The sequence below is a fragment of the Streptomyces sp. NPDC048659 genome (assembly GCF_040650575.1).
Classification (GTDB): domain Bacteria; phylum Actinomycetota; class Actinomycetes; order Streptomycetales; family Streptomycetaceae; genus Streptomyces.
Map to the genome: position 1 here is coordinate 245791 of NZ_JBEZHM010000001.1, position 26000 is coordinate 271790.

27 protein-coding genes are annotated in these 26000 nt (G+C 70.5%); 15 read left to right on the forward strand and 12 right to left on the reverse strand.

The genetic code is table 11. The annotated features are described in order from the left end of the window. Nucleotides 1-22: 22 nt before the first annotated feature. The 3 genes from AB0C99_RS01185 to AB0C99_RS01195 all read right to left on the reverse strand — a co-directional run bounded on the left by AB0C99_RS01185 (nucleotide 23) and on the right by AB0C99_RS01195 (nucleotide 1743). Nucleotides 23-793, reverse strand: coding sequence for a helix-turn-helix domain-containing protein (locus AB0C99_RS01185; protein WP_362467940.1), 771 nt, complete (start codon nucleotides 791-793; stop codon nucleotides 23-25). Nucleotides 794-1016: 223 nt separating this feature from the next. Beyond that, nucleotides 1017-1235: a DUF5326 family protein gene (locus tag AB0C99_RS01190; protein ID WP_205628193.1), complete on the reverse strand. Its 219-nt coding sequence runs from the start codon at nucleotides 1233-1235 to the stop codon at nucleotides 1017-1019. 190 nt (nucleotides 1236-1425) lie between these two features. Beyond that, entirely contained in the window at nucleotides 1426-1743 is a 318-nt protein-coding gene (locus tag AB0C99_RS01195; protein WP_362467942.1) for a cupin domain-containing protein, read from the reverse strand. Nucleotides 1744-1793: 50 nt separating this feature from the next. On the opposite strand from AB0C99_RS01195, the gene AB0C99_RS01200 reads away from it, so the two are divergent. The 5 genes from AB0C99_RS01200 to AB0C99_RS01220 all read left to right on the forward strand — a co-directional run bounded on the left by AB0C99_RS01200 (nucleotide 1794) and on the right by AB0C99_RS01220 (nucleotide 5556). Next, complete coding sequence (locus AB0C99_RS01200) at nucleotides 1794-2171, forward strand: phage holin family protein (RefSeq protein WP_362467944.1); 378 nt, start codon at nucleotides 1794-1796, stop codon at nucleotides 2169-2171. A 9-nt stretch (nucleotides 2172-2180) separates the two neighbouring features. Then, a complete protein-coding gene (locus AB0C99_RS01205; RefSeq protein ID WP_362467946.1) occupies nucleotides 2181-2672 on the forward strand; it encodes a low molecular weight protein-tyrosine-phosphatase in 492 nt (163 codons plus the stop codon). Beyond that, nucleotides 2669-3880, forward strand: a complete 1212-nt coding sequence (locus tag AB0C99_RS01210) for a cystathionine gamma-lyase (protein ID WP_362467948.1) — start codon at nucleotides 2669-2671, stop codon at nucleotides 3878-3880. The genes AB0C99_RS01205 and AB0C99_RS01210 overlap by 4 nt, the downstream gene beginning before the upstream one ends. Nucleotides 3881-4144: 264 nt before the next feature. Next, on the forward strand, nucleotides 4145-5041 hold the full coding sequence (locus AB0C99_RS01215; protein WP_362467950.1) for a LysR family transcriptional regulator: 897 nt from the start codon (nucleotides 4145-4147) through the stop codon (nucleotides 5039-5041). A 35-nt stretch (nucleotides 5042-5076) separates the two neighbouring features. Continuing rightward, nucleotides 5077-5556, forward strand: a complete 480-nt coding sequence (locus AB0C99_RS01220) for an NUDIX hydrolase (RefSeq protein WP_362467952.1) — start codon at nucleotides 5077-5079, stop codon at nucleotides 5554-5556. 17 nt (nucleotides 5557-5573) lie between these two features. Here the strand turns inward: AB0C99_RS01220 and AB0C99_RS01225 are convergent, their stop codons facing one another. Next, nucleotides 5574-6839: a globin domain-containing protein gene (locus AB0C99_RS01225; protein WP_362467954.1), complete on the reverse strand. Its 1266-nt coding sequence runs from the start codon at nucleotides 6837-6839 to the stop codon at nucleotides 5574-5576. 345 nt (nucleotides 6840-7184) lie between these two features. On the opposite strand from AB0C99_RS01225, the gene AB0C99_RS01230 reads away from it, so the two are divergent. The 4 genes from AB0C99_RS01230 (at nucleotide 7185) to AB0C99_RS01245 (ending at nucleotide 9682) form a co-directional block, all read left to right on the forward strand. Next, nucleotides 7185-7712, forward strand: a complete 528-nt coding sequence (locus AB0C99_RS01230) for a DUF2269 domain-containing protein (protein ID WP_362467955.1) — start codon at nucleotides 7185-7187, stop codon at nucleotides 7710-7712. 5 nt (nucleotides 7713-7717) lie between these two features. Beyond that, complete coding sequence (locus tag AB0C99_RS01235; RefSeq protein ID WP_362467957.1) at nucleotides 7718-8581, forward strand: GNAT family N-acetyltransferase; 864 nt, start codon at nucleotides 7718-7720, stop codon at nucleotides 8579-8581. A gap of 134 nt (nucleotides 8582-8715) precedes the next feature. Further along, nucleotides 8716-9174: a MarR family transcriptional regulator gene (locus AB0C99_RS01240; protein WP_362467959.1), complete on the forward strand. Its 459-nt coding sequence runs from the start codon at nucleotides 8716-8718 to the stop codon at nucleotides 9172-9174. A 55-nt stretch (nucleotides 9175-9229) separates the two neighbouring features. After that, nucleotides 9230-9682 (forward strand): GNAT family N-acetyltransferase, encoded by a 453-nt coding sequence (locus AB0C99_RS01245; protein ID WP_362467961.1) that lies wholly within the window; start codon nucleotides 9230-9232, stop codon nucleotides 9680-9682. Between the two features lie 39 nt (nucleotides 9683-9721). On the opposite strand, the gene AB0C99_RS01250 is transcribed toward AB0C99_RS01245, so the two are convergent. Both AB0C99_RS01250 and dnaB read right to left on the reverse strand, forming a co-directional pair. After that, the gene (locus AB0C99_RS01250; RefSeq protein WP_362467962.1) at nucleotides 9722-11104 is read right to left on the reverse strand and encodes a serine hydrolase domain-containing protein; all 1383 of its coding nucleotides are present in this window, start codon (nucleotides 11102-11104) and stop codon (nucleotides 9722-9724) included. Nucleotides 11105-11169: 65 nt separating this feature from the next. Next, nucleotides 11170-12633 (reverse strand): replicative DNA helicase, encoded by a 1464-nt coding sequence (gene dnaB, locus AB0C99_RS01255; protein ID WP_362468107.1) that lies wholly within the window; start codon nucleotides 12631-12633, stop codon nucleotides 11170-11172. Between the two features lie 442 nt (nucleotides 12634-13075). Between dnaB and AB0C99_RS01260 the strand changes: the two genes are divergently transcribed. Next, nucleotides 13076-14413, forward strand: coding sequence for an MATE family efflux transporter (locus AB0C99_RS01260; RefSeq protein WP_362467964.1), 1338 nt, complete (start codon nucleotides 13076-13078; stop codon nucleotides 14411-14413). 108 nt (nucleotides 14414-14521) lie between these two features. Here AB0C99_RS01260 and rplI read toward each other — a convergent pair whose 3' ends face one another. The 4 genes from rplI to rpsF all read right to left on the reverse strand — a co-directional run bounded on the left by rplI (nucleotide 14522) and on the right by rpsF (nucleotide 16238). Then, a complete protein-coding gene (gene rplI, locus AB0C99_RS01265) occupies nucleotides 14522-14968 on the reverse strand; it encodes a 50S ribosomal protein L9 (RefSeq protein WP_046908663.1) in 447 nt (148 codons plus the stop codon). An 18-nt stretch (nucleotides 14969-14986) separates the two neighbouring features. Beyond that, nucleotides 14987-15223: a 30S ribosomal protein S18 gene (gene rpsR, locus AB0C99_RS01270; RefSeq protein WP_003949403.1), complete on the reverse strand. Its 237-nt coding sequence runs from the start codon at nucleotides 15221-15223 to the stop codon at nucleotides 14987-14989. Nucleotides 15224-15280: 57 nt separating this feature from the next. Continuing rightward, a complete protein-coding gene (locus AB0C99_RS01275; protein ID WP_362467966.1) occupies nucleotides 15281-15874 on the reverse strand; it encodes a single-stranded DNA-binding protein in 594 nt (197 codons plus the stop codon). Nucleotides 15875-15947: 73 nt separating this feature from the next. Further along, nucleotides 15948-16238, reverse strand: coding sequence for a 30S ribosomal protein S6 (gene rpsF / locus AB0C99_RS01280; RefSeq protein WP_004950685.1), 291 nt, complete (start codon nucleotides 16236-16238; stop codon nucleotides 15948-15950). 284 nt (nucleotides 16239-16522) lie between these two features. Here rpsF and AB0C99_RS01285 point away from each other — a divergent pair, with 284 nt between their 5' ends. The 3 genes from AB0C99_RS01285 to AB0C99_RS01295 all read left to right on the forward strand — a co-directional run bounded on the left by AB0C99_RS01285 (nucleotide 16523) and on the right by AB0C99_RS01295 (nucleotide 19231). Next, nucleotides 16523-16822, forward strand: coding sequence for a hypothetical protein (locus AB0C99_RS01285; RefSeq protein WP_362467968.1), 300 nt, complete (start codon nucleotides 16523-16525; stop codon nucleotides 16820-16822). A gap of 174 nt (nucleotides 16823-16996) precedes the next feature. Next, a complete protein-coding gene (locus AB0C99_RS01290) occupies nucleotides 16997-18115 on the forward strand; it encodes a peptidoglycan bridge formation glycyltransferase FemA/FemB family protein (RefSeq protein WP_362467969.1) in 1119 nt (372 codons plus the stop codon). Between the two features lie 84 nt (nucleotides 18116-18199). Next, a complete protein-coding gene (locus tag AB0C99_RS01295; RefSeq protein ID WP_362467971.1) occupies nucleotides 18200-19231 on the forward strand; it encodes an alanine racemase in 1032 nt (343 codons plus the stop codon). A gap of 103 nt (nucleotides 19232-19334) precedes the next feature. Here AB0C99_RS01295 and AB0C99_RS01300 read toward each other — a convergent pair whose 3' ends face one another. Both AB0C99_RS01300 and AB0C99_RS01305 read right to left on the reverse strand, forming a co-directional pair. Next, nucleotides 19335-20846 carry a glycosyltransferase 87 family protein gene (locus AB0C99_RS01300; protein ID WP_362467973.1) on the reverse strand — a complete coding sequence of 504 codons (1512 nt, stop codon included), beginning with the start codon at nucleotides 20844-20846 and terminating at the stop codon, nucleotides 19335-19337. A 134-nt stretch (nucleotides 20847-20980) separates the two neighbouring features. After that, a complete protein-coding gene (locus AB0C99_RS01305; RefSeq protein ID WP_362467975.1) occupies nucleotides 20981-23743 on the reverse strand; it encodes a transglycosylase domain-containing protein in 2763 nt (920 codons plus the stop codon). A gap of 403 nt (nucleotides 23744-24146) precedes the next feature. On the opposite strand from AB0C99_RS01305, the gene AB0C99_RS01310 reads away from it, so the two are divergent. Both AB0C99_RS01310 and AB0C99_RS01315 read left to right on the forward strand, forming a co-directional pair. Further along, nucleotides 24147-24836: a PadR family transcriptional regulator gene (locus AB0C99_RS01310; protein WP_362467977.1), complete on the forward strand. Its 690-nt coding sequence runs from the start codon at nucleotides 24147-24149 to the stop codon at nucleotides 24834-24836. A 46-nt stretch (nucleotides 24837-24882) separates the two neighbouring features. Further along, entirely contained in the window at nucleotides 24883-25965 is a 1083-nt protein-coding gene (locus tag AB0C99_RS01315) for an inositol-3-phosphate synthase (RefSeq protein ID WP_362467979.1), read from the forward strand. Nucleotides 25966-26000: the final 35 nt, after the last annotated feature.

Sequence of the window (26000 nt, forward strand, 5' to 3'; positions counted from 1 at the left end):
GCAGATCACAAGGAGTGATTTTTCAGATACTGATAGAGAAGACGAGCGAACTGAAGAGCCTTCCGATCTCGTTCTGTAGCTGTGCGATCGCAGGTAGCAACCGTTCTTCCTGGTGAAGCGGCACGGAAATGGCCATCGCGGCGGCTGTCGACCCCGCTGTGAGGGGGATGGCGGCACAGACAGTGCCGAGCGCATATTCCTGACGCTCCACCAGGGGTTCCATACGCCCTATACCGCCCAAACGGTCCAAAAGGGCATGGCGATTACGCACCGTATACGGCGTGATGGCTTCCACCGGGTGGCGGTCGAGGTGGTCTTGACGACTCTTCAGATCGAGTTGACTCAGCAGGCACTGCCCGATGGCGTGCGCGTGGCCGGTCTCCCGGAAGTCGGCCCACTCCTCGACGGCGGGGGCGGCGGGGGTGTCGGCGACCGAGACCAGCTCGATCTCGCCCTCGCGGTAGATCGCGAAGTACACCGGGACGCCGATGGCGTCACGCCAGCGCGCGAGAGAGTCCTCGACCTTGGTGCGACGATTCTGCAGAACTCCGCCGCCGACCAGTCGGCCGGCGGCGTCGCCGAAGACGAACACACCCTTCTCACGGCGCAGATAGCCCTCGTGCGTCAGGGTGCGGAGCAGGTGGTACGCGGTCGGCAGCGGGAGCCCGGCCTCCCGGGCGAGCTGCTTGGCGGGCGCCCCGTCCGCGTGGGAGCCCACGGCCTCCAGAAGTCTCAGCGCCCGCTGTACCGATCCGATCAGGGTAGGAGCAGCGGTCTGCGAAGCCGTGGCCAAAGGTCACCCCCAGGCGAGTGACGGACGCGTCGCATCCGCCCGCGGGGGCCGCCCCCGCGCGCCCACCGCGACCTGGGACCGTCGGGTCTACGCCTGTTGCTCCTGGGGCGGCAGAGGTTTCCACTCTAATGGCAGGCCCCTGGGGCCCGGCCGGTTTCAACCGGTGCGTTCCCCCGGCCGGGCTAACGCCCGGCCCTTGGCCCATACCAACGGGTAACGGCTGCTACCAGTCCTCGCGGGAGCCGGAGGACGAGGTGAACTTCCGTACGACGAAGATCAGGCCACCGACGAGCGCCACGAAGAGCAGCACCTTGAAGAGCAGTCCGACCACGAAGGTCAGGACGCTGGTGATCAGTCCGCCGAAGACAACGAGGGCGAGGACGGGTATGGCGACCCACTTCACCCACCACGGCATCCCCGCGAGAATCTCCTTCACCGCCATTGCGCTTACCTCATCTCCCGAGAGATCCGGTCCCGCGGGATCCGTCCGGATCCCGGGGCTGTCGGCCCTGTACCGCCGACACCCTCGATGCTAGGCGCGCCACCCAAGCGAACGGGGGCCTCACGGCCCCCGCTCTTCCCTGATCCGACCCCTAGGGGGTGCGGGCCGACGACCCCGTGGGACCCCCGGGTCAGCCCTCCGGCGGGGAGAAGACCACCATGACCCGCAGGTCCTCGGTGATGTGGTGGAAGCGGTGCGGCACCCCGGCCGGCACATAGACCACGCTGCCGCGCGCGACCGGGGTCGTCTCCTCCCCGACCGTGATCGCGGCCCGGCCGCTCACCACGAAGTACACCTCGTCCTGCCCGTGCGGCTGCTGCGGGTCGAGCTGCCCCGCGTCCAGCGCGTACAGCCCGACCGACATGTTCCGCTCCCGCAGGAACTGGAGGTACGCGCCGTCGTTGGCGGCGCGCTCCGCCTCCAGCTCGTCCAGTCGGAATGCCTTCATGGTTCCTTCGCCCCTGCCTTGGCTCGATCCTGTCTGCCACGATCTGACACATGAAGAATTTCGTAGTCAAGACGCTCGCGAACGCGGGGGCCCTGGCGGTGGCCCTCTGGGTGGTCCCTGGCATCACCCTGACCGGCACCAGCACCGCCGAGAAGGCGTGGACGCTGATCCTGGTCGCCCTGCTCTTCGGGCTGGTCAACTTCCTGGTGAAGCCGGTCGTGAAGCTGCTCACCCTCCCGCTCTTCATCCTGACGCTCGGTCTGATCACCCTGGTCGTCAACGCCCTGATGCTGCTGCTCACGTCCTGGCTGTCCGACCAGGTCGGCCTCGACTTCGAGGTGAACGGCTTCGGGACCGCGGTCCTCGGCGGCCTGATCATCTCCGTCGTCTCCTGGGCGCTGAACGTCGTCCTCCCCGACGGCGACTGAGGCCCGGCCATGACGTACCGCGTCTGCTTCGTCTGCACCGGCAACATCTGCCGCTCGCCGATGGCCGAGCACGTCTTCCGCGCGCGCGTGGCCGAGGCCGGGCTGGCCGGCGCGGTCGTCGTGGACAGCGCCGGCACCGGCGGCTGGCACGAGGGCGACCCCGCCGACCCGCGCACCGTGTCCGTCCTGGAGGAGCACGGCTACGGCTCCGCGCACGCGGCCCGGCAGTTCCGAGCCTCCTGGTTCCCGGAGCTGGACCTGGTGATCGCACTCGACGAGGGGCACCTGCGCGACCTGCGGCGGCTGGCCCCCACACCCGGGGACGCCGCGAAGATACGCCTGCTGCGCTCCTACGACCCCGCGGCGGGCTCCCGGCTCGACGTGCCGGACCCTTACTACGGGGGCCGGGAAGGCTTCGAGGAGTGCCTGGAGATGGTGGAGGCCGCGAGCGGGGGACTCCTCGCCGCGGTGCGCGACGAGGTGGGAGAGCGAACCGGATGAGCACCACGCACGACGGGCCGGGCGGGCCCGGGACGGCAGACGGGACCGGGGCGGCCGACGGGACTCGGGCGCACGGGGCCCGTGTCGGCGACGGGACGCGGGCCGTACGGGCCGGGCTGCCGGAGCCGGTGAAGTACGAGCCGACGCTGCCCGGACCGGTCTTCGCCGCCCACTTCCACCTGCCGGGCGAGCCCACCGGCCCCTACACGTACGGCCGCGACGAGAACCCCACCTGGACCCTCCTGGAACGCGCCATCGGCGAGCTGGAGGCCCCGGGGGAGACCGGGGTCGAGACCCTGGTCTTCGCCTCCGGGATGGCCGCGATCTCCGCCGTCGTGCTCTCCCAGCTGCGCTCCGGCGACGCCGTCGTCTTCCCCGACGACGCCTACCAGGCGCTCCCCCTGCTGCACGAGCAGCTGCGGGCGTACGGGATCGAGGTCCGCACCGCGCCCACCCGCGGCGACGCCCAGCTCGACGTGCTGCCCGGGGCGAAGCTGCTGTGGCTGGAGACCCCCTCCAACCCCTGGCTCGACGTCTGCGACGTGCGCCGCCTGGTGCGGGCCGCCCACGAGGCGGGGGCCCTGGTCGCGGTCGACAACACCCTGGCCACCCCGCTCGGCCAGCGGCCCCTGGAGCTCGGCGCGGACTTCTCCGTCGCCAGCGACACCAAGGGCATGACCGGGCACGGCGACATCCTGCTCGGCCACGTGAGCTGCCGGGACCCGCTCCGCGCCGCCGAGGTGCGGCGCTGGCGGAAGATCGTCGGGGCCATCCCGGGCCCGATGGAGGCATGGCTCGCCCACCGCTCGCTGGCCACCCTCCAGCTGCGGCTCGACCGGCAGTGCGGCACCGCGCTCGCGCTCGCCGAGGCCCTCACCGCCCACCCCGACGTCACCGGGCTGCGCTATCCGGGGCTCCCCGGCGACCCCTCGCACGAGGTGGCCGCCCGGCAGATGCGGCGCTTCGGCTCCGTGGTCTCCTTCGTGCTGCCGGACCGCGCCTGGGCGGACCGCTTCCTCGACGCCCTGCGGCTCGTGGACGACGCCACCAGCTTCGGCGGCGTCCGGTCCACCGCGGAGCGGCGCGGACGCTGGGGCGGGGACGCCGTGCCCGAGGGCTTCGTCCGCTTCTCGGTGGGCGCGGAGGACCCGGAGGACCTGCTCGACGACGTCCGCCGCGCGCTCGCCAGGGCCGCCAAGGAAGCCTGACGGGGGAGCGCGGCCTCGCAAGGAAGGGCGTTCCGAACCTCCCCCCTCGTGGCTCGGAACGCCCCTCTCCCCCCTCGCCTCCCCCGGCGGCGATCCCGCCTCCCGGAGGTGGAAGACCGCCTGAACCAGGCTAGTTGACTGTGCGTCAGTGTCCAATCACGCTAGCGACAGCCGCCTATCGACTTATTTATAGTTGGACGGTCCCGAGGCGCCCCAGCGGACCGCCTGAGTCGAACGGCCCCCGCGGGCCGGGAGGGGGCGGGGATGGACCTGGCCCTGCTGCGCACGTTCGTCACGGTGCACCGGGCCGGCTCGTTCACCCGCGCCGCCGCCCTCCTCGGACTCTCCCAGCCCGCCGTCACCAGCCAGATCCGCACCCTGGAGCGGCAGCTCGGCCGCCCGCTCTTCCTCCGGCAGGCGCGCGGGGTCACCCCCACCACCATCGGCGACGAGCTCGCCCAGCGCGCCGCCCCGCACCTGGACGCGCTCGTCGAGATCGCCGAGACGGGCCTGGAGGAGCAGAGCGGGCTGCGCACCCTGCACCTGGCCGGGCCGCCCGAGTTCACCTCGGCCCGGGTGCTGCCCGCCCTGACCCCGCTGATCGCCCAGGGCCTCACGCTGCGGGCCTCGTTCCCCGGCGACGCGGAGGAGACGTTCGACGGACTCGCCGCCGGCCACCACGACCTGGCCGTCGCCGCCGCGCGGCCCCGGGGCGGGCTGTTCGCGGCCACCCCGCTCTGCGACGAGGAGCACGTCCTGGTCGCCGCCCCGCGCTGGGCCGCCCGGCTGCCGCCCGGGACGCTGCTGCGCCGGGGCGCGGTCGTCCTGGAGCAGCTCCCCGTGGTCGAGGTGCACGAGTCGCTGCCGTTCGTCTCGCGGTACTGGGCCGCCGTCTTCGAGTCCAAACCGGCCGCCGCCGCGACCGTGATCGCCCCGGACCTGCGGGCCGTCCTGGAGACCACCGCGGCCGGAGCGGGGCTCGCCGTGCTGCCCCGCTATCTGTGCGAGGAGGCCCTGGGCGGCGGGCGGCTCGTGGCGCTCCTGGACCCTCCGGTGCCGCCGCTGCGCACCTACTTCCTGGTCGTCCGCACCGGGACCCTCGCGCTGCCGCAGCTGGCGCGGGCCCACGAGTGGCTGCTGCGGGCCGCTGAGGACTGGTGAGTTTCAGGACACCCGGGACGGGCCATTTTCTTCCCATGACCGAACGACCAGTGGTCAAGCGCACCGCACGCGCCATCCTGCTCGACGGGGACGACCTGATCCTCATCAAACGCACCAAACCGGGCGTGGACCCGTACTGGCTGACACCAGGTGGCGGGGTCGAGGCATCGGACCCGACCGTCGTCCAGGCCCTGCACCGCGAGGTCCACGAGGAGCTCGGCGCCAAGATCACCGATGTGGTGCCCTGTTTCGTGGACACCGTCGAGCACATCGTCGACGGCGGGGTCTCCGGCGTGAAGGTGCAGCACTTCTTCGTCTGCCGGCTGGAGTCCATGGACACCTCGCAGCGGCACGGCCCCGAGATCGAGGAGCCACTGGGCGAGTACGAGATCGTCCGGGTGCCCTTCAGCCGGGTCGGCATCGCCGCGGTGCACCTGGTGCCGCTCTCCCTGCGCCACTACCTGGACGGCAACATCGAGGGCGTCCGCGCGATGCACGCACCGGACCTGGGATAGGGCCTCTCCGACCGGCCCTACCCCTGCGCGACCAGTTCCGTCAGGAAGTCGTGGCGGATCCGGTCGGTGGGGATCCCGGCGCCCCGCAGGGCGTCCACCCCGCTGCGGACCATGCCGAGCGGCCCGGAGAGGAAGGCGTCGTACTCGGACCACGGCCCGTACTGGCGCACGGCGTCCGGGAGCCGCCCCTGCTCCTCGGTGACCGAGCGGACCGCCAGCCACGGGAAGGTCTTCTGGAGCCTCAGCATCGTGTCGATGTCGTAGAGGTCGTGGTCACTGCGGGCGCCGTAGAAGACCTCCACCCGCCGCCGGTCCCCGTGCTCCGCCACGTCCTCGACCAGCGCCTTGATCGGGGCGATCCCGGTGCCTCCGCCCAGACACAGCATCCCGTTGTCGGTGGAGTGGTCGACGGTCATCGAGCCCGCGGGCGGGCCGAGGCGCAGCACGTCGCCGGGGCGGGCCCGGTGCACCAGGGCGTTGGACACCCAGCCCGCGGGCACCGCCTTCACGTGCAGGGTGAGCAGCCCGTCCGGGCGGGGCGCCGAGGCGAAGGAGTAGTGGCGCCATATCCGCGGCCACCACGGGGTCTCCAGGCTGGTGTACTGCCCGGCCAGGAACGGATAGGGCTGGTCGGGCCGCAGCGTGATCACGGCGATGTCCGGGGTCCGCAGGTCGTGCGAGACCACCTCGGCCTGCCACCAGGCCGGCGCGTGCCGCTCGTCCTCCGCCGCCGCGTCGATCATGATCTGCGAGATCGTCGTGTACGTGCGGACCCAGGCGCCCTCGGTCTCCTCGTCCCAGATGTCGGCGTACCGGACCAGCGCGCCGATCAGTGCCTCGCCGACCGCCGGGTAATGGGCGGAGATCGTCCCGTACTTGCGGTGCCCCCGGCCGAGGTTCTGGAGGTACGCGGTGAGGACGGGCACGTCGTCCATGTGCTCGGCCGCCGTGAGCAGCGCCTTGAGCAGCCGGTCGCGCTGGGTGTCCATGGCCGCCGGGAACATCGCCCGCAGATCGGGGTGGCGGGTGAAGAGCAGCGCGTAGAAGTAGGAGGTCACCCGGTCGGCGACCGGCGCGATCTCGGCCATGGTGCGCCGCACCAGCACCGCGTCCGGCGAGGGCGCGCCCTCCGGCTCCCGCTCGGTCACGCTCTCCGCCGTCACCTCCGGGGGACTGGCGGACGCGATCTCGGAGACGTGCTCGGGCACGCTCTCCAGCACACCCCCGAGCGCGGATATTCGGGGTGGTGACGCTTCCGGGGCCGTAGCCAGAGCATCCGTCATGTCCTCGCCTCCCCGCAGCCGACCTTGGTGGTCGCCTTCCGTGTTCGCAGGATGACAGTCCGGCGCGAAGTGCGGGCAGAAAGCGGAATTTCCGGCCCCCCACGCCCCGCCGAGGGCTAGGCTGCGCTCTTTCGGACCAAGGCGTGGGCCTCGCGCAGATCGGCACCGGTGCAGCGGTGCCGGGCCAGCTCCGCGAGGTGGTGGTCCGCGTTCACGGCCACCGTCGGCCGAAGAGATACAGCCTGCGGTCGCCGTCGTGGGTCGTCATGTACGCCGAGGCTAGTACGGGCGCTTACTCCCCCGGTGCGACGCGGGAGCAGGCGTCCGAGCGGCACCGTGTTTCACGTGAAACATCTCCGACGGCCCGCCCGGCGGGCACTCCTCGTCGTCCATGTCTCCGTCTCCGTGGCCTGGCTCGGCCTCAGTCTGGGCCTGCTCACCCTCGGCATCACCGCCTACACGACCGAAGACCCCTCCCTGACCGAAGCCTCCTACCGCGCCATGAAGGTGTTCGCGGACGTGATCCTGGCCCCGGTGGCGCTGGGGACCCTGGGCAGCGGGCTCATGCTCTCGCTCGGGACACCCTGGGGGCTGGCCCGGCACCGCTGGGTCTGGACCAAGTTCTGGATCACCTTGGCCACGGCCACCGCGACGATCTTCGCCCTCCGCCCCGAGATCGCCCATGTGGCGGAGGCCGGTGTGCCCGACATCAGCCTCGTCGCGGCCCCGTCGATCTCCACCGCCGCCTATCTCTTCATGACGGCGGTCTCCGTCCTCAAGCCCTGGGGCCTGACCCGGCGCGAGCGCCGCCGCCGGGAGGCCGCGTCCGCCCGTAAAGCGGTGGACGCGCCCCCGCCGGTTCCGCGAGCCTGACCCTCATGCCCTCTTCACCCCTCCCGCTCGATCAGCTCCCCATCCGGCGCCTCACCTCGGCCGACGTCCTCGCCTGCGCAGACCTCTCCGAAGACCGGGGCTGGACGCGGGAGGAGTACAAGTGGGGGCTGCTGCTCACCGCGGGCATCGGGTACGGCATCGACGACCCGTCCGGGAAGGGGCTGGTCAGCGCCTGCGTGGTCACCTCGTACGGGCCCGGGCTCGCCGCCATCGGCATGGTCCTGGTCGCCGAGCGGTACGCCCGCCGGGGTGTCGGCCGCCGGCTGATGCGCCAGGTCCTCGCCGAGGCGGGCGACACGCCGCTCACCCTCTACGCGACGGCGAACGGAAAGCCGCTCTACGAGGAGCTGGGCTTCGCCGGCGTCGGTCTCTCGGAGATGCTCCTGGGGCGGTTCGCCCCCGCGGGGCCGGCCCCCGACCGGCCCGTCCGTCCCGCGACCGCCGAGGACCTTCCGGCGATCCTGCGCCTCGACCACGAGGTGTTCGGCGTCGACCGCACCGCCATGATCACCCGCCTGCCGGCCTTCGCCGACCATCTGCGCGTCGCCGAGGAGGACGGCGAGATCACCGGCTTCGGCGCGCTCTGGCCCAACATGGACACCCATGTCATCGGCCCCCTGATCGCCCGCGACACCGCCACGGCCCAGGCCCTGGTCGCCTCGCTGGCAGCCGCCTCGGACCGCCCGCTCCGCACCGACGTCGACAGCCGCCACGAGGAGCTGACGACCTGGCTGAAGGCGAACGGCCTGGAGCAGATCGCCACGACGAGCATCATGATCCGCTCCCTGCCCGGGCTGCCGGGCGACTGGCGCCGCCGCTTCGCCCCGCTCACCGTCGCGGCGGGCTGACCCGGCCGGACACCGCGGGTCCGCCCGGCCGGGACCACCCGTCATTTACTTGCACACGCGGATTTTTGCGCTCCATCGATTACCCTGGTAGACGGCCGCTCCGGACCGGGAGCCCGAGGAAGCGAGGAGAGAGCATGACCGCGACGGACCCCGCACTGACGGCCCTCTCCCAGGGCTGGTGCGCCCTCTCCCTGCTGCACGGCAGGATCGAGGCGCACATCGAGAAGGCCCTGGAGACCGGGCACGGCCTGAGCGTGCGCGAGTACTCGCTCCTCGACGTCCTCAGCCGCCAGCACGACGGCCCCGGCGGGCACCTCCAGATGAAGCAGGTCGCCGACGCCGTCGTCCTGAGCCAGAGCGCCACCACCCGGCTCGTCACCCGCCTCGAAGACCGCGGGCTGCTCACCCGGTATCTGTGCGCCACCGACCGGCGCGGCATCTACACCGACGTCACCGAGGCGGGCCAGAAGCTCCTCGCCGAGGCCCGCCCCACCAACGACCGCGCCCTGCGCGAGGCCCTGGACGCGGCGGCCGAGAACCCGGAGCTGACCCCGCTGGTCCGCGTCGTGCAGGGCCTCGGCGTCTCCGCCTGAGGACCGGGCGGAACGGACCGGGCGCGACGGGGCGGGCGGGACGTAGCCTGCCCCCATGAGTGATCTTGAGATGCGCCCCGCGCGCGAGGAGGACCTCCCCGCCATCGTGGCGATGCTGGCCGACGACCCCCTGGGCGCCCAGCGCGAGTCGCCCGACGACCTCGCCCCGTACACCGCCGCCTTCGCCCGGCTCGACCGGGACCCGAACCAGCACGTGGTCGTCGCCGTACGCGCGGGCCGGGTCGTCGGCACCCTCCAGCTCACTGTCATCCCCGGGCTCTCCCGCCGGGGCACCACCCGCTCGATCATCGAGGGCGTCCGCGTCCACACCGAGGAGCGCGGCAGCGGTCTCGGCACCCGGCTCATCGAGTGGGCCGTCGAGACCTCCCGCACCGAGGGCTGCCGGCTGGTGCAGCTGACCTCCGACGTCAGCCGCACCGACGCCCACCGCTTCTACGAGCGGCTCGGCTTCGAGCCCTCGCACCTCGGCTTCAAGCTGAGCCTCTGAAGACGAGCGGGCTGTTTCACGTGAAACAGCCCGCTCGTCTCACAGCCCGCGCCAGCCGGCCTCCTCCACCCCGCCCGGGACGGCGTCGCCCGGCTCGTACGGCTCCCGGGTGAAGACGAAGGAGGCGAGGTCGAGATGGCTCACCGAACCGTCCTCTCGCCGCACCACCCGCAGCGTCTCCCCCGCGTAGTACCCGTCGAGGCCGATCCAGCCGCCCTCCGGGAGCGCGCGGAAGCTCGCCCGCCGCCCCGCGCCGCGCAGCGGCTCCAGGATCACCCCGCGCTCGGGGCCGACCCGCAGCCCGTAGGCGTACGTGCCCCAGTACCAGGAGCCGGTGAGCGCCAGGAGCTCCTGGTCCACCTCGGCCGCGGGAAGGGGGCGCCAGGGCTCCGGGAGGCGCGGTTCGGCCTCGGCCACGATCGTGATGAGTTCGGCCGTCACCAGGCCGACCAGGGGCCCTGAGGTGGCATTGGCGAGCGTCACCGCGGCCAGCCCGTCCTCGACGCTCACCCAGAGGCAGGCCACGAAGCCCGGCAGCGAGCCCGTGTGCCCGATGAACGTCCGCCCGTCCCGGCGCACCACCTGGAGACCGAGCCCGTAGGCCGCCTCCGCCTCACCGGGCGCCGGGGGCGCGGCGGGCACCCGCATCTCCTCCACCGAGGACCGTGCGAGCACGCGCTCGTCGCCCTCGGCGAGGAAGGCGGCGAAACGGCAGAGGTCTCCGACGGTCGACCACAGCTGACCGGCCGGCGCCATGAGCCCGAGGTCCTGCGAGGGCTCGGGGAGCATCACATCGGCCCACGGGTGCACCGCGAAGCCGCCGGCGTGCGGGGCGACCGGCTGGGCCGTCGTACGGCGCAGCCCCAGCGGCTCCAGGATCTCGGCGCGCAGGGCCTCCTCCCAGGACACCCCGCGCAGGGCCTCGACCAGCGAACCCAGCAGGGTGTAGCCGGGGTTGGAGTAGTGGTGCAGACGCCCCGCGGGATGCGGCTGCGGGCGCTCCCCCAGCACGTCGGCGAGCGTGGGCCGCACCGTACCCGGCGTCCGCTCCCACCACGGGGCGGGCGTCTCGGCACCCAGCCCGGCGCTGTGACCGAGGAGCTGAGCGATCGTCACCTCACCGACACCGGTGTCCTGCAGGTGCTTCTCCAGCGGGTCCTCCAGGGCGAGCAGCCCCTCGTCCCGCAGCCGCAACACCAGCACCGCGGTGAAGACCTTGGTGATCGAGCCGATCCTGAACTGCGTCTCGGCGTCCGGGGCATGCCCGTCGACACAACTCCGCGAGCCGAACCAGACGGTCTCCCCCTCCCGGACCACACCGGCGGCAAGGGAGGGCGCACGCCCTTCGGCCTGCGCGACGGCGACACGGTGCAGCAGGGCCCGCTCGGTGCTGGGCAACAAGGCTTCGAAAGATGAGGTCATACGCCGATCATGCCGCGCCCACCCACCGGAGGGAGGACCCCGACGTGCCGGCGCCGACCCTCCGATCAGGTCTGCGCCATGTCCACGAAGCGTGAGTAGTGGCCCTGGAAGGCCACCGTGATCGTCGCCGTCGGGCCGTTACGGTGCTTGCCGACGATGATGTCCGCCTCGCCCGCGCGCGGGGACTCCTTCTCGTAGGCGTCCTCGCGGTGGAGCAGGATGACCATGTCGGCATCCTGCTCGATGGAGCCGGACTCTCGCAGGTCGGAGACCATCGGCTTCTTGTCCGTGCGCTGTTCGGGGCCTCGGTTCAGCTGGGAAAGCGCGATCACCGGGAGCTCCAGCTCCTTGGCGAGCAGCTTCAGGTTTCGCGACATGTCCGAGACCTCCTGCTGGCGGCTCTCGGAGCGCTTGGAGCCGCCGGCCTGCATCAGCTGGAGGTAGTCGATGATGACCAGCTTGATGCCGCTGCGCTGCTTGAGGCGGCGGCACTTGGCGCGGATCTCCATCATCGAGAGGTTCGGCGAGTCGTCGATGAACAGCGGGGCCTGCGAGACGTCCGGCATCCGGCGGGCCAGGCGGGTCCAGTCCTCGTCGGTCATGGTGCCGGAGCGCATGTGGTGCAGCGCGACCCGGGCCTCCGCCGAGAGCAGGCGCATCGCGATCTCGTTGCGGCCCATTTCGAGGGAGAAGATGACGCTGGGCAGGTTGTGCTTGATGGAGGCCGCGCGGGCGAAGTCCAGCGCGAGCGTGGACTTACCCATGGCGGGACGGGCCGCGATGATGATCATCTGGCCGGGGTGCAGGCCGTTGGTGAGCGCGTCCAGGTCGGTGAAGCCGGTGGGTACACCGGTCATCTCGCCGCTGCGGGAGCCGATCGCCTCGATCTCGTCGAGCGCGCCCTCCATGATGTCGCCGAGCGGCAGGTAGTCCTCGGTGGTCCGCTGCTCGGTGACCTGGTAGATCTCGGCCTGGGCGCGGTTGACGATGTCGTCGACGTCGCCGTCGGCCGCGTATCCCATCTGCGTGATCTTGGTGCCGGCCTCCACGAGACGCCGCAGCACGGCCCGCTCGTGGACGATCTCCGCGTAGTAGGAGGCGTTGGCGGCGGTGGGCACCGACTGGACGAGGGTGTGCAGGTAGGAGACGCCGCCGGCCCGGGTGATCTCGCCGCGCTTGGTGAGCTCGGCGCCGACCGTGATGGGGTCGGCGGGCTCGCCCTTCGCGTAGAGGTCGAGGATGGCCGCGTAGACCGTCTCGTGGGCCGGCTTGTAGAAGTCGTGGCCCTTGAGGATCTCGACGACGTCGGCGATGGCGTCCTTGGACAGCAGCATGCCGCCGAGGACGGACTGCTCGGCGTCCAGATCCTGCGGGGGGACCCGCTCGAAGCCGGAGAGGCCGGAGTCCCAGGAGTCCTCGCTGCCGCGCTCGTGCTGGTCTTCCCGGCCGCGCCCCCGGCCCCGGCCCTCGCCGCGGGTCCGGGTGGGCAGCCGGTCACCTGGTCCGCCGTCGGCCCAGGGATCGTCCATGGGCTCGGGACTGCTCACCAAGCCACCTCCTCCCGTCCGCTCCGCGGACCTCGCCGTGCCACTCTTTCTTACGCCACGGCTCGGACAAACAAGAGGCTTTGACTCCGCTTCTGGCGCGTCGTGCGCCGGACCACGGTAGGCCCGCGGGCACCGTCAGCCAATCTGGTTATCCACAGGGCCTGTGGGTGAAGGCCCCGATGCTGTGGAGAACTCCCCGGATCCTGTGCACGGACCGGGGGACAGCCATGTGGACAAACTCATACCACCCCCGATCGAACCACTCTGACCTGCGGTTTTTCGATCCACCGGCTGTGGGGGAGAAAAACTTTTCCGTCCGGACCAAGATCAGAACAAACGGCGCACACCCGAAGGCCCACTCCCTCCATAAGTAAGGGTCTTAACATCATTGCATCTGTTACCTGTGGAAGATTAGATTGACCCCATGCATCAGGCTTCCGCGCCACCCAAGGCCGTTCGACGGCGCCATGACCGCGAGATCGTCTCGCTCGCCGTCCCGGCCTTCGGCGCACTCGTCGCCGAGCCCCTGTTCCTGCTCGCCGACAGCGCGATCGTCGGCCACCTCGGCACCCCCCAGCTCGCCGGCCTCGCCATCGCCTCGGCGCTGCTGTCCACCGCGGTCAGCGTGTTCGTCTTCCTCGCCTACGCCACCACGGCGGCCGTAGCCCGCCGGGTCGGCGCGGGCGACCTCCCCTCCGCGATCCGCCAGGGTGTCGACGGCATCTGGCTCGCCCTGCTCCTGGGCGCTTGTGTCGTCGCGCTCACCCTGCCCACCGCCCCCTGGCTCGTGAGCCTCTTCGGGGCCTCCGACACCGCCACCCCGTACGCGATCACCTATCTGAGGATCTCCATCCTCGGCATCCCGGCCATGCTGATCGTCCTCGCCGCCACCGGCGTCCTCCGCGGCCTCCAGGACACCAGGACCCCGCTCTACGTCGCCATCGCCGGCTTCGCGGCCAACGGCGTCCTCAACGTCGGTCTGGTCTACGGAGCCGGCCTCGGCATCGCCGGATCCGCCTGGGGCACGGTCATCGCCCAGCTCGGCATGGCCGCCGCCTACCTGGTCGTGGTCGTCCGCGGCGCCCGCCGTCACGGGGCCTCCCTCCGTCCCGACACAGCCGGCATCCGGGCCAGCGCCCAGGCGGGCGCCCCGCTCCTGGTCCGTACGCTCTCGCTGCGCGCGGTCCTGATGATCGCCACGGCCGTGGCCGCCCGGCTCGGGGACGCCGATGTCGCGGCCCACCAGATCATCCTGTCTCTGTGGAGCCTGATGGCCTTCGCCCTGGACGCCATCGCCATCGCCGGGCAGGCCATCATCGGGCGCTATCTCGGCGCCGACGACGCCCAGGGCGCCCGCGAGGTCTGCCGCCGGATGGTGCAGTGGGGCGTGGTCTCCGGGATCGTGCTCGGGCTCCTGCTGATCCTCACCCGACCGCTCTTCATCCCGCTCTTCACCAGCGACCCGGCGGTCCAGGACACCCTGCTCCCCGCCCTGCTGGTGGTGGCGCTCTCCCAGCCGATCTCCGGGGTGGTCTTCGTCCTCGACGGCGTGCTCATGGGCGCGGGAGACGGCCCCTACCTCGCCTGGGCCATGCTCCTGACCCTGGCCGTCTTCGCCCCCGTCGCCCTACTGGTCCCGGCCTTCGGAGGCGGGCTGACGGCGCTCTGGGGCGCCATGACGCTGATGATGACGGTCCGCATGGCGACCCTCTGGTTCCGCACCCGCTCCGGCCGCTGGATCGTCACCGGCGCAGCCCGCTGACGGGACGTTTCACGTGAAACCGAATGTTTCACGTGAAACGGCGAAAGGGCCGCACCCCAAGGGGTGCGGCCCTTCCTCACTGCTGAGCGCAGACTGCCGAAGGCAGCGTTACGCGGCGACGACCTCGACGCCGAGCTTCGCGACCACGTCAGCGTGCAGACGCACGGAGACCTGGTGCGCGCCCAGGGTCTTGATCGGCGAGCCGAGCTCGACGCGACGCTTGTCCACGTCCGGGCCACCAGCAGCCTTGATCGCCGAGGCGACGTCGGACTGGGTCACGGAGCCGAACAGGCGGCCGGCGTCGCCGGAGCGAACGGCCAGCTTGACCTTGACACCCTCGAGCTGGGCCTTGACCTCGTTGGCCTGCTCGATGGTCGCGATCTCGTGGATCTTGCGGGCGCGGCGGATCTGCGCCACGTCCTTCTCGCCACCCTTGGTCCAGCGGATCGCGAAACCACGCGGGACCAGGTAGTTGCGAGCGTAGCCGTCCTTGACGTCGACGACGTCGCCAGCGGCACCGAGGCCGGAGACCTCGTGGGTGAGGATGATCTTCATTTTTCGGTCACCCTTCCCTTATCGCGCGGTGGACGTGTAGGGCAGCAGCGCCATCTCACGGCTGTTCTTGACGGCCGTGGCGACGTCACGCTGGTGCTGCGTGCAGTTGCCGGTCACGCGACGGGCACGGATCTTGCCGCGGTCGGAAATGAACTTCCGCAGCATGTTCGTGTCCTTGTAGTCAACGTACGTGACCTTGTCCTTGCAGAATGCGCAGACCTTCTTCTTAGGCTTGCGCACAGGCGGCTTCGCCATGGTGTTTCTCCTGTGTGATCAAGAAGTTTGGGTACGAGCTGCTTCTTGGGGAGTGCCCTAGAAGGGGGGCTCGTCCGAGTAGCCGCCGCCGGCGTTGCCGGAGTTTCCACCCCAGCCACCGCCGCCCTGCTGCTGGCCGCCGGACGGGGCGCTGGAGGCCCAGGGGTCGTCGGAGGGAGCTCCGCCGCCCTGCTGGCCGCCGCCGGAGTTGCCACCCCAGCCGCCGCCACCGCCGTTGCCGCCGCCCTGCTGCTGCCCGCCGCCGTAACCACCCTGGCCACCGCGACCCGTGGTCTTGGTGACCTTGGCCGTGGCGTTCTTGAGGCTGGGGCCGACTTCCTCGACGTCCAGCTCGTAGACCGTGCGCTTGACACCGTCGCGGTCCTCGTAGGACCGCTGCTTCAGGCGGCCCTGAACGACGACACGCATCCCTCGCTGGAGGGACTCGGCGACGTTCTCCGCTGCCTGACGCCAGACCGAGCAGGTCAGGAACAGGCTTTCGCCGTCCTTCCACTCGTTGGTCTGACGGTCGAAGGTGCGGGGAGTGGACGCGATACGGAACTTCGCGACCGCCGCACCGGACGGGGTGAAGCGCAGCTCGGGGTCGTCGACAAGATTGCCGACGACCGTGATGACGGTCTCGCCTGCCATGGGTGAACCTCTCGGCGGGATTGCTTCTGGCTGCTTGCTGCTACTCGAACCCGGAAACCTGTGAGCTGAAAGCTCAGTGGGTCTCGGGGCGGAGGACCTTGGTCCGGAGGACCGACTCGTTCAGGTTCATCTGGCGGTCGAGCTCCTTGACGACCGCAGGCTCGGCCTGCAGGTCGATGACCGAGTAGATGCCCTCGGGCTTCTTCTTGATCTCGTAGGCGAGACGACGACGGCCCCAGGTGTCGACCTTCTCGACCTTTCCGTTGCCCTCACGGACGACGGAGAGGAAGTTCTCGATCAGCGGGGAGACAGCGCGCTCCTCGAGATCGGGGTCGAGGATGACCATCACCTCGTAGTGACGCATGTGGAACCCACCTCCTTTGGACTCAGCGGCCACGGTCGTTCCGTGGCAGGAGGGTCGTGATGCGTAAGCAACGGTATCCGCCGCCACTGACAATCACCCTCGGCGAGCGAGGGTTCCGTCGGGGTCCGGGAGGGACCTGGGCAGACACCGGTGCAGACCGTACAGAGTACCCGCACATCGCCCTGCGGTTGAAATCCGGTGGTGAGGGGACGCAATCTGTACACAACGGATGTCGGCGGCGTCACAGAGCGCCGCCTTCCGGCAGTCACGCCAGGAGGTGCCCCATGGCACAGGCAATGCGACCCGATCCCGGACGTTCCCTCTTCGCCACCGACGGCAAGTCCCACCCGCTCCAGGACACCCTGATGGGGGTGACGATCTTCCTCGGGCTGCTGTCGGTCATCACGGCCCAGTTCCACAGCCTGCACGTGCTGGCGTCCTGGACCGGCCTGATCGGCATCCTGACCGGCGTGTACGGACAGTTCATCTCCGCGACCACCCGGGAGCGCTTCGTCCTGATCGTCGGCCTCGGCGCCTCGGCCGTGGGCTTCTATCTCGGCATGTTCTACGGCGGTCTGGTCTGAAACCCGGGGAGACCAGGGAAACGCGGGAAACGCCGGCGGCACCGGAAACACCTGCCGGTCCGCCGGTCAGGGGACGCACGTCCCCTCTGGGGCGCTCCACGGCCACAGTAGGCTTCGGCGCGAGAGCCGGAGCCCCTGAACCGATGGGGACACACCTGCCGAGGAGCGCCCCGCATGAGCCTGACCCTGAGGACCATCAGCCGTGAGCAGCATCTGGCATTCATCCAGAGCCAGCCCGCGGCGAGCCACTGCCAGGTCCCGGCGTGGGCGGATGTGAAGACCGAGTGGCGCTCGGAGAACCTCGGCTGGTTCGACAAGTCCGGCGAGCTCGTCGGCGTGGGCCTGGTGCTCTACCGCCAGCTCCCGAAGATCAAGCGCTACCTGGCCTATCTGCCCGAGGGCCCGGTCATCAACTGGCACGCCCCAAACCTGGACGACTGGCTGCAGCCGATGCTCGCGCACCTGAAGCAGCAGGGCGCCTTCTCCGTGAAGATGGGCCCGCCGGTCGTCATCCGCCGCTGGGACTCGGCCGCCATCAAGTCCGGCATCCAGGACCCGGACGTCAAGCGCCTGAAGGACGTCGAGGCCACCCACATCGAGCCGCGCGCCTTCGAGGTCGCCGACCGGCTGCGGAAGATGGGCTGGCAGCAGGCCGAGGACGGCGGCGCCGGCTTCGGTGACGTACAGCCCCGCTACGTCTTCCAGGTCCCGCTCGCCAACCGCTCGCTGGACGACGTCCTCAAGGGCTTCAACCAGCTGTGGCGCCGCAACATCAAGAAGGCCGAGAAGGCCGGTGTCGAGGTCGTCCAGGGCGGCTACGAGGACCTCGCCGAGTGGCAGCGGCTCTACGAGATCACGGCCGTCCGCGACCACTTCCGGCCGCGCCCGCTCTCGTACTTCCAGCGCATGTGGACCGTCCTCAACAACGAGGACCCCAACCGGATGCGCCTGTACTTCGCCCGGCACAACGGCGTGAACCTGTCCGCCGCCACCATGCTCGTCGTCGGCGGCCACGTCTGGTACTCGTACGGCGCCTCCGACAACATCGGCCGCGAGGTCCGGCCCTCGAACGCGATGCAGTGGCGGATGCTGCGCGACGCGTACGCGATGGGCGCCACCGTCTACGACCTGCGCGGCATCTCGGACTCGCTGGACGAGACCGACCACCTCTTCGGCCTGATCCAGTTCAAGGTCGGCACCGGCGGCGAGGCCGTGGAGTACGTCGGCGAGTGGGACTTCCCGCTCAACAAGCTCCTGCACAAGGCGCTCGACATCTACATGTCCCGCCGCTGACGTGCCGCGTCGCTGACGCGGCGGCCGAGGCTTGCGTAGTCTCGTACACACGTACACCCCCACCAGAAAGGTCCCGGGCCGGCCATGGCGCTCTCCCTCTACGTCGACACCGCTCGTTGGCGGGCGCACCAGAAGTCGGTCGTCGACCAGTTCCCCGGTCTGATCCCGGTCTGCAAGGGCAACGGCTACGGCTTCGGCCACGAGCGGCTGTCCGACGAGGTCACCCGCTTCGGCGCCGACATGCTCGCGGTGGGCACCACGTACGAGGCCGCCAAGATCAAGGACTGGTTCAGCGGTGACCTGCTGGTCCTCACCCCGTTCCGGCGGGGCGAGGAGCCGGTGCCGCTGCCGGACCGGGTGATCCGCTCGGTGTCCTCCGTGGACGGCGTGCACGCCCTGGTGGGCGCGCGCGTGGTCATCGAGTGCATGAGCTCGATGAAGCGCCACGGCGTCCACGAGGAGGACCTGGGACGGCTGCACGCCGCCATCGAGGACGTACGCCTCGAAGGCTTCGCCCTGCACCTGCCCCTGGACCGCCCCGACGGCACCGACGCCGTCGAGGAGGTCATCACGTGGATGGACCGGCTGCGGAACGCCCGGCTGCCGCTGCACACCATGTTCGTCAGCCACCTGCGCGCCGACGAGCAGGCCCGGCTCCAGCAGCAGTTCCCGCAGACCCGCTTCCGGGCCCGCATCGGCACCCGGCTGTGGCTGGGCGACCACGAGGCCACCGAGTACCGCGGCGCGGTCCTCGACGTCACCCGCGTCGCCAAGGGCGACCGCTTCGGCTACCGCCAGCAGAAGGCCGCCTCCGACGGCTGGCTCGTGGTGGTCGCCGGCGGCACCTCGCACGGCGTGGGCCTGGAAGCCCCCAAGGCGATGCACGGCGTGATGCCGCGCGCCAAGGGCGTGGCCAGGGCCGGTCTCGCGACCGTCAACCGGAACCTCTCGCCCTTCGTCTGGGCCGGGAAGCAGCGCTGGTTCGCCGAGCCGCCGCACATGCAGGTGTCGATCCTGTTCGTGCCCTCCGACGCGCAGGAGCCGAAGGTCGGCGACGAGCTGGTGGCCCATCTGCGGCACACCACGACCCAGTACGACCGGATCGTCGAGCGCTGAGCCCGCGGGCCCTCAAGGGCCCCACAGGGCCCCTCAGCCCCGTACGCGTACGTGAAGAGGCCCCCGGGATCCCCCCGGGGGCCTCTCGCGCGTCCCGCCGTGCTCACTCCCGGGCGGTGCCCCCGGGGTCGGTGCCCCGGTCGGCCCGGGGGCCCTCCATCACCGGGCCCTCCACCGCCGGGGCCGCCGCGTGCCGGGGCGGGTGCGCCGCCCCGCCCCTCACGAAGACGTCCTCGGCGCCGTCCAGGACGCCGCCGGAGGGGTCGTCCGAGCCGTCCGCCCGCACCGGGTCCCGGTGCGGCGCCAGGATGTCCCGTACGACCATCACGCATAGGTACAGCGTGCCGAGCAGGTGCAGGACGATCGCGAACTGGTAGCCGTCGGTCGGCAGGCCCTGCTTGTTCCCGCTGCTCGTGTAGGCCAGGTAGAACCAGATGCCCAGGAAGTACATGACCTCGCACGCCTGCCAGACGAGGAAGTCGCGCCAGCGCGGCCGGGCGAGCGCGGCGAGCGGGATCAGCCACAGCACGTACTGCGGCGAGTAGACCTTGTTGGTGAGCACGAACGCGGCCACGATCAGGAAGGCCAGCTGCGCCAGCCGGGGCCTGCGCGGCGCGGACAGCGCCAGGATCGCGAGCCCGGCGGCGGCCAGCAGCATCAGCAGCAGCGACCAGGTGTTGGCGGTCGTCGGCTGCACCTGGCGGCCCGTGATCTGGCTGAGCAGCAGCCAGAAGGAGCCGAAGTCGACGTTCCGGTCGGCGCTGAAGACGTAGAACTGCTTCCAGCCCTCCGGCGCCAGCAGCATCACCGGCAGGTTCACCGCCAGCCACGCGCCCACCGAGCCGAGCAGCGCCGTCCCGAACGCGCGCCACTTCCCGGCCCGCCAGCAGAGCAGCAGCAGGGGGAGGAGCAGCAGTACCGGGTAGAACTTGGCGGCCGTCGCGAGCCCGAGCAGCACACCGGCGCCGAGCGGCCGGCCGCGCGACCACAGGAGCAGCGCGGCGGCCGTCAGGGCGACGGCCAGCAGGTCCCAGTTGATCGTGGCCGTCAGCGCCAGGGCGGGCGCCAGGGCGACCAGCAGGCCGTCCCAGGGGCGCCTGCGGTGCGTCCGGGCCACGCAGACGGCGAGGACGGCCGTGCAGACCATCAGCAGGCCCGCGTTGACCATCCAGTAGCCCTGCTCCTGTTCCGTCAGGCTGCCGCCGGGCGTGAGCCACGCGGCGACCTGCATGAACAGCCCGGTCAGGACCGGGTACTCCAGGAACGGTATGTCGCCGCCGATCCGGTCGAAGTACGGCACCAGACCGTCCGAGAAGCCGCGCCCGGAGAACAGGTGCGGGATGTCGGAGTAGCAGGCGTGGGTGTACTGGGAGGTCGTGCCCTGGAACCAGGCCCAGTTGTAGCAGGGCAGCTTCTGCACCATGCCGAGCGCGAACATCCCGAGGGCGACCAGCGCCACCACGGCGACCGGGGTGAGCTGTCCGGTGCCCAGCCGGGCCCGGCGGCCGATGGGTCCGCCGATCAGTTCGCTGCCCGCGGCGGCCACCTCGTCGCTGCGCGTGGGGCAGACCACCGCCGGTTCCCGCGGGGGACTCGTCTTCTGGAGGCTCGGCATGGGGGACATCCTGCCGTACGGGCCTGGGAAAACGGTGAGGGCCGCCGCGTCCGGTTCCGTACGTGGTGTACGGACCGGGCGCGGCGGCCCTCGACGTGACCGCCGGCCGCCGGGCCGGGGGCTTTCCCGGGCGGCTAGCCGCCCAGGCCGCCCCAGCTGGTGCCGCCGTTCGGCTTGCCGCCGCCGGGGCCGCCGTTGGACGCGGGGTCGGTGGACCCGGTGTCCGTCGGGGTCGGCGGCGGTGTCGTGGTGGCTCCGCCGCTGGACGCGCCGTTGTTGTCGTTGCCGTTGGACGTGCCGCCGTCGGGCTCACACGGCCAGTCCCACACGGAGCAGGTCTTGCCCGGGTCCGCCGTCTTGGTCGGCTTCGTGGTGGGCGACTGCGTCGTCGTCGCGGTGGCCGACGGGGACTCGGTCGCCGTCTCGGTCGGGGTCGGCGTCGGGCTGACGGCGCCGCCGCCGAAGACCGCCTCGGCCCCCAGGTCCTCGGGCGCCGGGAAGTCGACGGCCTCGGTGCCCGAGAGGATGTCGGTCATGTAGTCGTGCCAGATCTGCGACGGGAACGACGAACCGTGGATCTTCGGCTGGGCGCCGGTGCCGAACATGGACTCGAACTTGCGGTTCTTGATCGTCTCGTCGTCCGCGAAGCGGTACATGTCGATGGCGGTCGAGATCTGCGGGGTGTAGCCGACGAACCAGGCGGAGTTGTTGCCGTCGGTCGTACCGGTCTTGCCGGCCGAGTCGCGCCCTTCGAGCGCGGCCTTCTTGCCGGTGCCCTTCTTGACGACGTCCTTGAGCACGTCGGTGACGTTGCTGGCGACGGCCGTGGTGAACGCCTGCTTCGGCGCGGACTTCCGCTCGTAGACGACCTCGCCCTTCTGCGTCACCTTGGTGACGGAGTACGGGTCGTTCTGCTGCCCGTTGTTCGCGAAGGTCGCGTAGGCGCCGGCCATGCGGATCGCGCTCGGCGAGGAGATGCCGAGCGAGAACGAGGGCACGTCGGCCTTGATCAGCGAGGAGTCCAGGAGACCCGCGTCGACGGCCGACTGGCGGACCTTGTCGATGCCCACGTCCATGCCGAGCTGCACGTACGGCGAGTTCGCGGAGCGCTCCATCGCCTCGCGCAGGGTCATGTTCTTGTAGCTCCGGTCGTCGTCGTTGACCTGGAGCCACTCCTTGCCGTTCTCGTCGTGCCAGATCGTGCCGTCGTAGTTCCGGATCTTCAGCTTGTTCTGGCCGTTGTAGATGCTCTTGTCGGGGTCGACGATCGTGCGCGAGGAGGGACCCTGCACCTTGTTCAGCTTCTTGTCCCGCACACCGTCACGCATCGCCGCGGCCAGCACGAAGGGCTTGAAGGTCGAGCCGACCTGGGCGCCCGTCTGGTCGGCGTTGTTGGTGAAGTGCTTGGTCGCGTCGGTGCCGCCGTAGATCGCCAGGATCGCGCCGGTCTTCGCGTCCACCGAGGCGCCGCCGAACTGGACGTGGGTGTCCGTGTCCGGGCGCTTGTCGGGCTTGATGTGCTCGTCGTAGACCTTCTTGACGGCCTTCTCGAGCGCCTGCACCTTCTTCTTCTCGAAGGTGGTGTGGATCTCGAAGCCGCCGGTGGCGAGCTGCGGGGCGTCGATGCCCTTGTCGTTGTTGTTGAGGAAGTTCGCCTCGGCCGTGCGCACCAGGTAGCCGACCTGGCCACCCAGCTGGGCGCCGGGGGTGCGGGGCTTCAGCGTGGGGAAGGTCTTGTACTTCGCGCGCTCGGTGGCGGTCAGGTGCCCGTCCTTGACCATCTCGTTGAGGATCCACTTCCAGCGCTTCTCGGCTCGCGCGCGGTTGGCCTGGGCGCTGGCCTGCGGGTCGATCTCGGGGTAGCCGGCCGGGTCGTAGTAGGTCGCGCCCTTGAGCAGCGAGGCCAGGAAGGCGCACTGGCTGGGGTCGAGCTCCCGGGCGTTCTTGTTGAAGTACGTGCGGGCGGCGGCCTGGATGCCGTAGGCGCCGCGGCCGTAGTACGAGGTGTTGAGGTAGCCCGCCATGATCTCGGGCTTCTTCAGCTCGTTGCCGACGCGCATGGAGATGAAGAGTTCCTTCACCTTGCGGGTCACGGTCTGCGACTGGTCGTTGAGCCGGTTGTTCTTCACGTACTGCTGGGTGATGGTCGAGCCGCCCTGGGTCTCGCCGCCCTTGGCCATGTTCCACACGGCGCGGCCGATGCCCATCGGGTCGATGCCCGAGTCGGTCCAGAAGGTCTTGTTCTCGGCCGAGACCACCGCGTTCTGCATCGCCTTGGGGATCTGCTCGATGCCGATGATCTGCCGGTTGACCTCGCCGCCGGTCGCCGCCATCACGGTGCCGTCGGACCAGTAGAAGACGTTGTTCTGCGCGACCGCGGACTTGTCCACGTCCGGGATGCCCACCATGAAGTACGCGAGGGTGGCCGCGCCCATCAGGCCGCCGCAGAAGGCCAGGAACAGGCCCGTGGTGAGCCGCCACGAGGGCACCCAGCGCCGCCAGCCGTACTTGTCGTGGCGCGGGTAGTCGATGATCCGCTTCTTGCCGGGCGGACGACCGCCGCCGCGGCCCCGGCCGGGACCGCCGCCCTGTCCGCCGCCACCGCCGCCGCGGCGCCCGCCGCCGGGGCCCTGGGGCCCGCCGGGGCCGCCGGCCTCGGGGGCGCGCCGGCGCCCGCCCCGCTGGGCGGCCCGCCGGGCCTCGGCGCGGCCCCCGTAGGGACGCGCCTCCTCCCCATGGGCGGAAGGCGGTCCGTAGGAGTCCTCAGGGGACCCCGAACCGACGTCACGGCCTTGGGCCGACCTGCGGCCCATCGGCTGCTGGGCCGCGCGCCGGGCCGCAGCGCGACCGCCACTCGGCGGCTGCTGCTGCGGCATTTTGCGACGGTGCTCGCTCATCGAACGACTACTCCTCGGGCAGGCGCGTACGCCTGGAAGCGGCAGTTGAGTTCCGGTCCCCCCGAAATGCACACGGCGGGACCTCGGAAAAAGCCCCACCGTGCCGCAGCCGGTCACCCGCTTCACTGACGCCCCGCGGCATCGTTCGGTTCCCGGTGGTCTGCATGGCGCACAGACTACGCACGGCCAAAACCCACCTTGGGCCGGAGTTCACCCCAATTCGGACAAGTCGAACGCTATGAATTGACGATGTGACGCCGGTCACTCGCGCCCCACTTGTCGAGGCAGGGGGGCCGTTCTATCGTCGGGATGTATCGAGTCGATACATCAGTGCGGCACATCGACTCGGCATAAGAGTTTCGCGGTCCCCAGAGACGAGTAGCGAGAGCGGAGGAGGCGACGGATGAGCAGGCGCTCGGGAATCCTCGAATTCGCCGTTCTCGGCCTGCTCCGCGAGGCCCCGATGCACGGGTACGAGCTGCGCAAGCGGCTCAACACCTCCCTGGGCATCTTCCGGGCCTTCAGCTACGGGACCCTCTACCCCTGCCTCAAGACGCTGGTCGCCAACGGCTGGTTGATCGAGGAGCCGGGCAGCGCCCCCGAGGACGCGCTCGCCGCTTCACTCGCAGGACGCCGCGCCAAGATCGTCTACCGGTTGACGGCCGAAGGTAAGGAGCACTTCGAAGAGCTCCTCTCCCACACCGGCCCCGATGCCTGGGAGGACGAGCACTTCGCCGCCCGCTTCGCGTTCTTCGGCCAGACCGAGCACGACGTGCGGATGCGGGTGCTGGAAGGCCGCCGCAGCCGGCTGGAGGAGCGCCTGGAGAAGATGCGCGCCTCCCTGGCCCGGACGCGCGAGCGCCTGGACGACTACACGCTTGAGCTCCAGCGCCACGGAATGGAGTCCGTGGAGCGCGAAGTGCGCTGGCTGAACGAGCTCATCGAGAGCGAGCGGGCGGGACGGGATCAGCGATCACGTCCCGACGCCCCCGAGGGCGCCGCTCGGCACGACAACGATTCTGGAGAAACGGGCGGCCTGCCCCGGCACGGGGGCAGTACCCGGCCGGATCCGTCCGACGACACCGCAAAGTGAATCCCTGCGTCAGCAGGGCTTCCACGACACACAGGGAGCAACCGGAATGGGTTCGGTTCGCGTAGCCATCGTCGGCGTGGGCAACTGCGCCGCCTCGCTGGTGCAGGGCGTCGAGTACTACAAGGACGCCGACCCGGCGTCCAAGGTGCCCGGCCTCATGCACGTCCAGTTCGGCGACTACCACGTCGGTGACGTGGAGTTCGTGGCCGCGTTCGACGTGGACGCCAAGAAGGTCGGCCTCGACCTCTCCGACGCCATCGGCGCCAGCGAGAACAACACCATCAAGATCTGCGACGTCCCGAACAAGGGCGTCACGGTCCAGCGTGGTCACACCCTCGACGGGCTGGGCAAGTACTACCGCCTGACCATCGAGGAGTCCCCCGAGGCCCCCGTGGACGTCGTCCAGGTCCTCAAGGACCAGCAGGTCGACGTGCTCGTCTGCTACCTCCCCGTGGGCTCCGAGGCCGCCGCGAAGTTCTACGCGCAGTGCGCCATCGACGCCAAGGTCGCGTTCGTCAACGCCCTCCCGGTCTTCATCGCCGGCACCAAGGAGTGGGCGGACAAGTTCACCGAGGCCGGTGTCCCGATCGTCGGCGACGACATCAAGTCCCAGGTCGGCGCGACCATCACGCACCGCGTGATGGCCAAGCTGTTCGAGGACCGCGGTGTCCGTCTTGAGCGCACCATGCAGCTCAACGTCGGCGGCAACATGGACTTCAAGAACATGCTCGAGCGCGACCGCCTCGAGTCCAAGAAGATCTCGAAGACGCAGGCCGTCACCTCGCAGATCCCCGACCGCGAGCTGGGCGAGAAGAACGTCCACATCGGTCCCTCGGACTACGTGGCGTGGCTCGACGACCGCAAGTGGGCGTACGTCCGCCTCGAGGGCCGCGCGTTCGGCGACGTCCCGCTGAACCTCGAGTACAAGCTCGAGGTGTGGGACTCCCCGAACTCGGCCGGTGTCATCATCGACGCCGTGCGCGCCGCGAAGATCGCCAAGGACCGGGGCATCGGTGGCCCGATCCTCTCGGCGTCCTCGTACTTCATGAAGTCCCCGCCGGTCCAGTACTTCGACGACGAGGCGTTCGCCAACGTCGAGAAGTTCATCAAGGGCGAGGTCGAGCGCTGACCTGACGGTCCAGCGGCTCGCTGACGAGGGTCCCC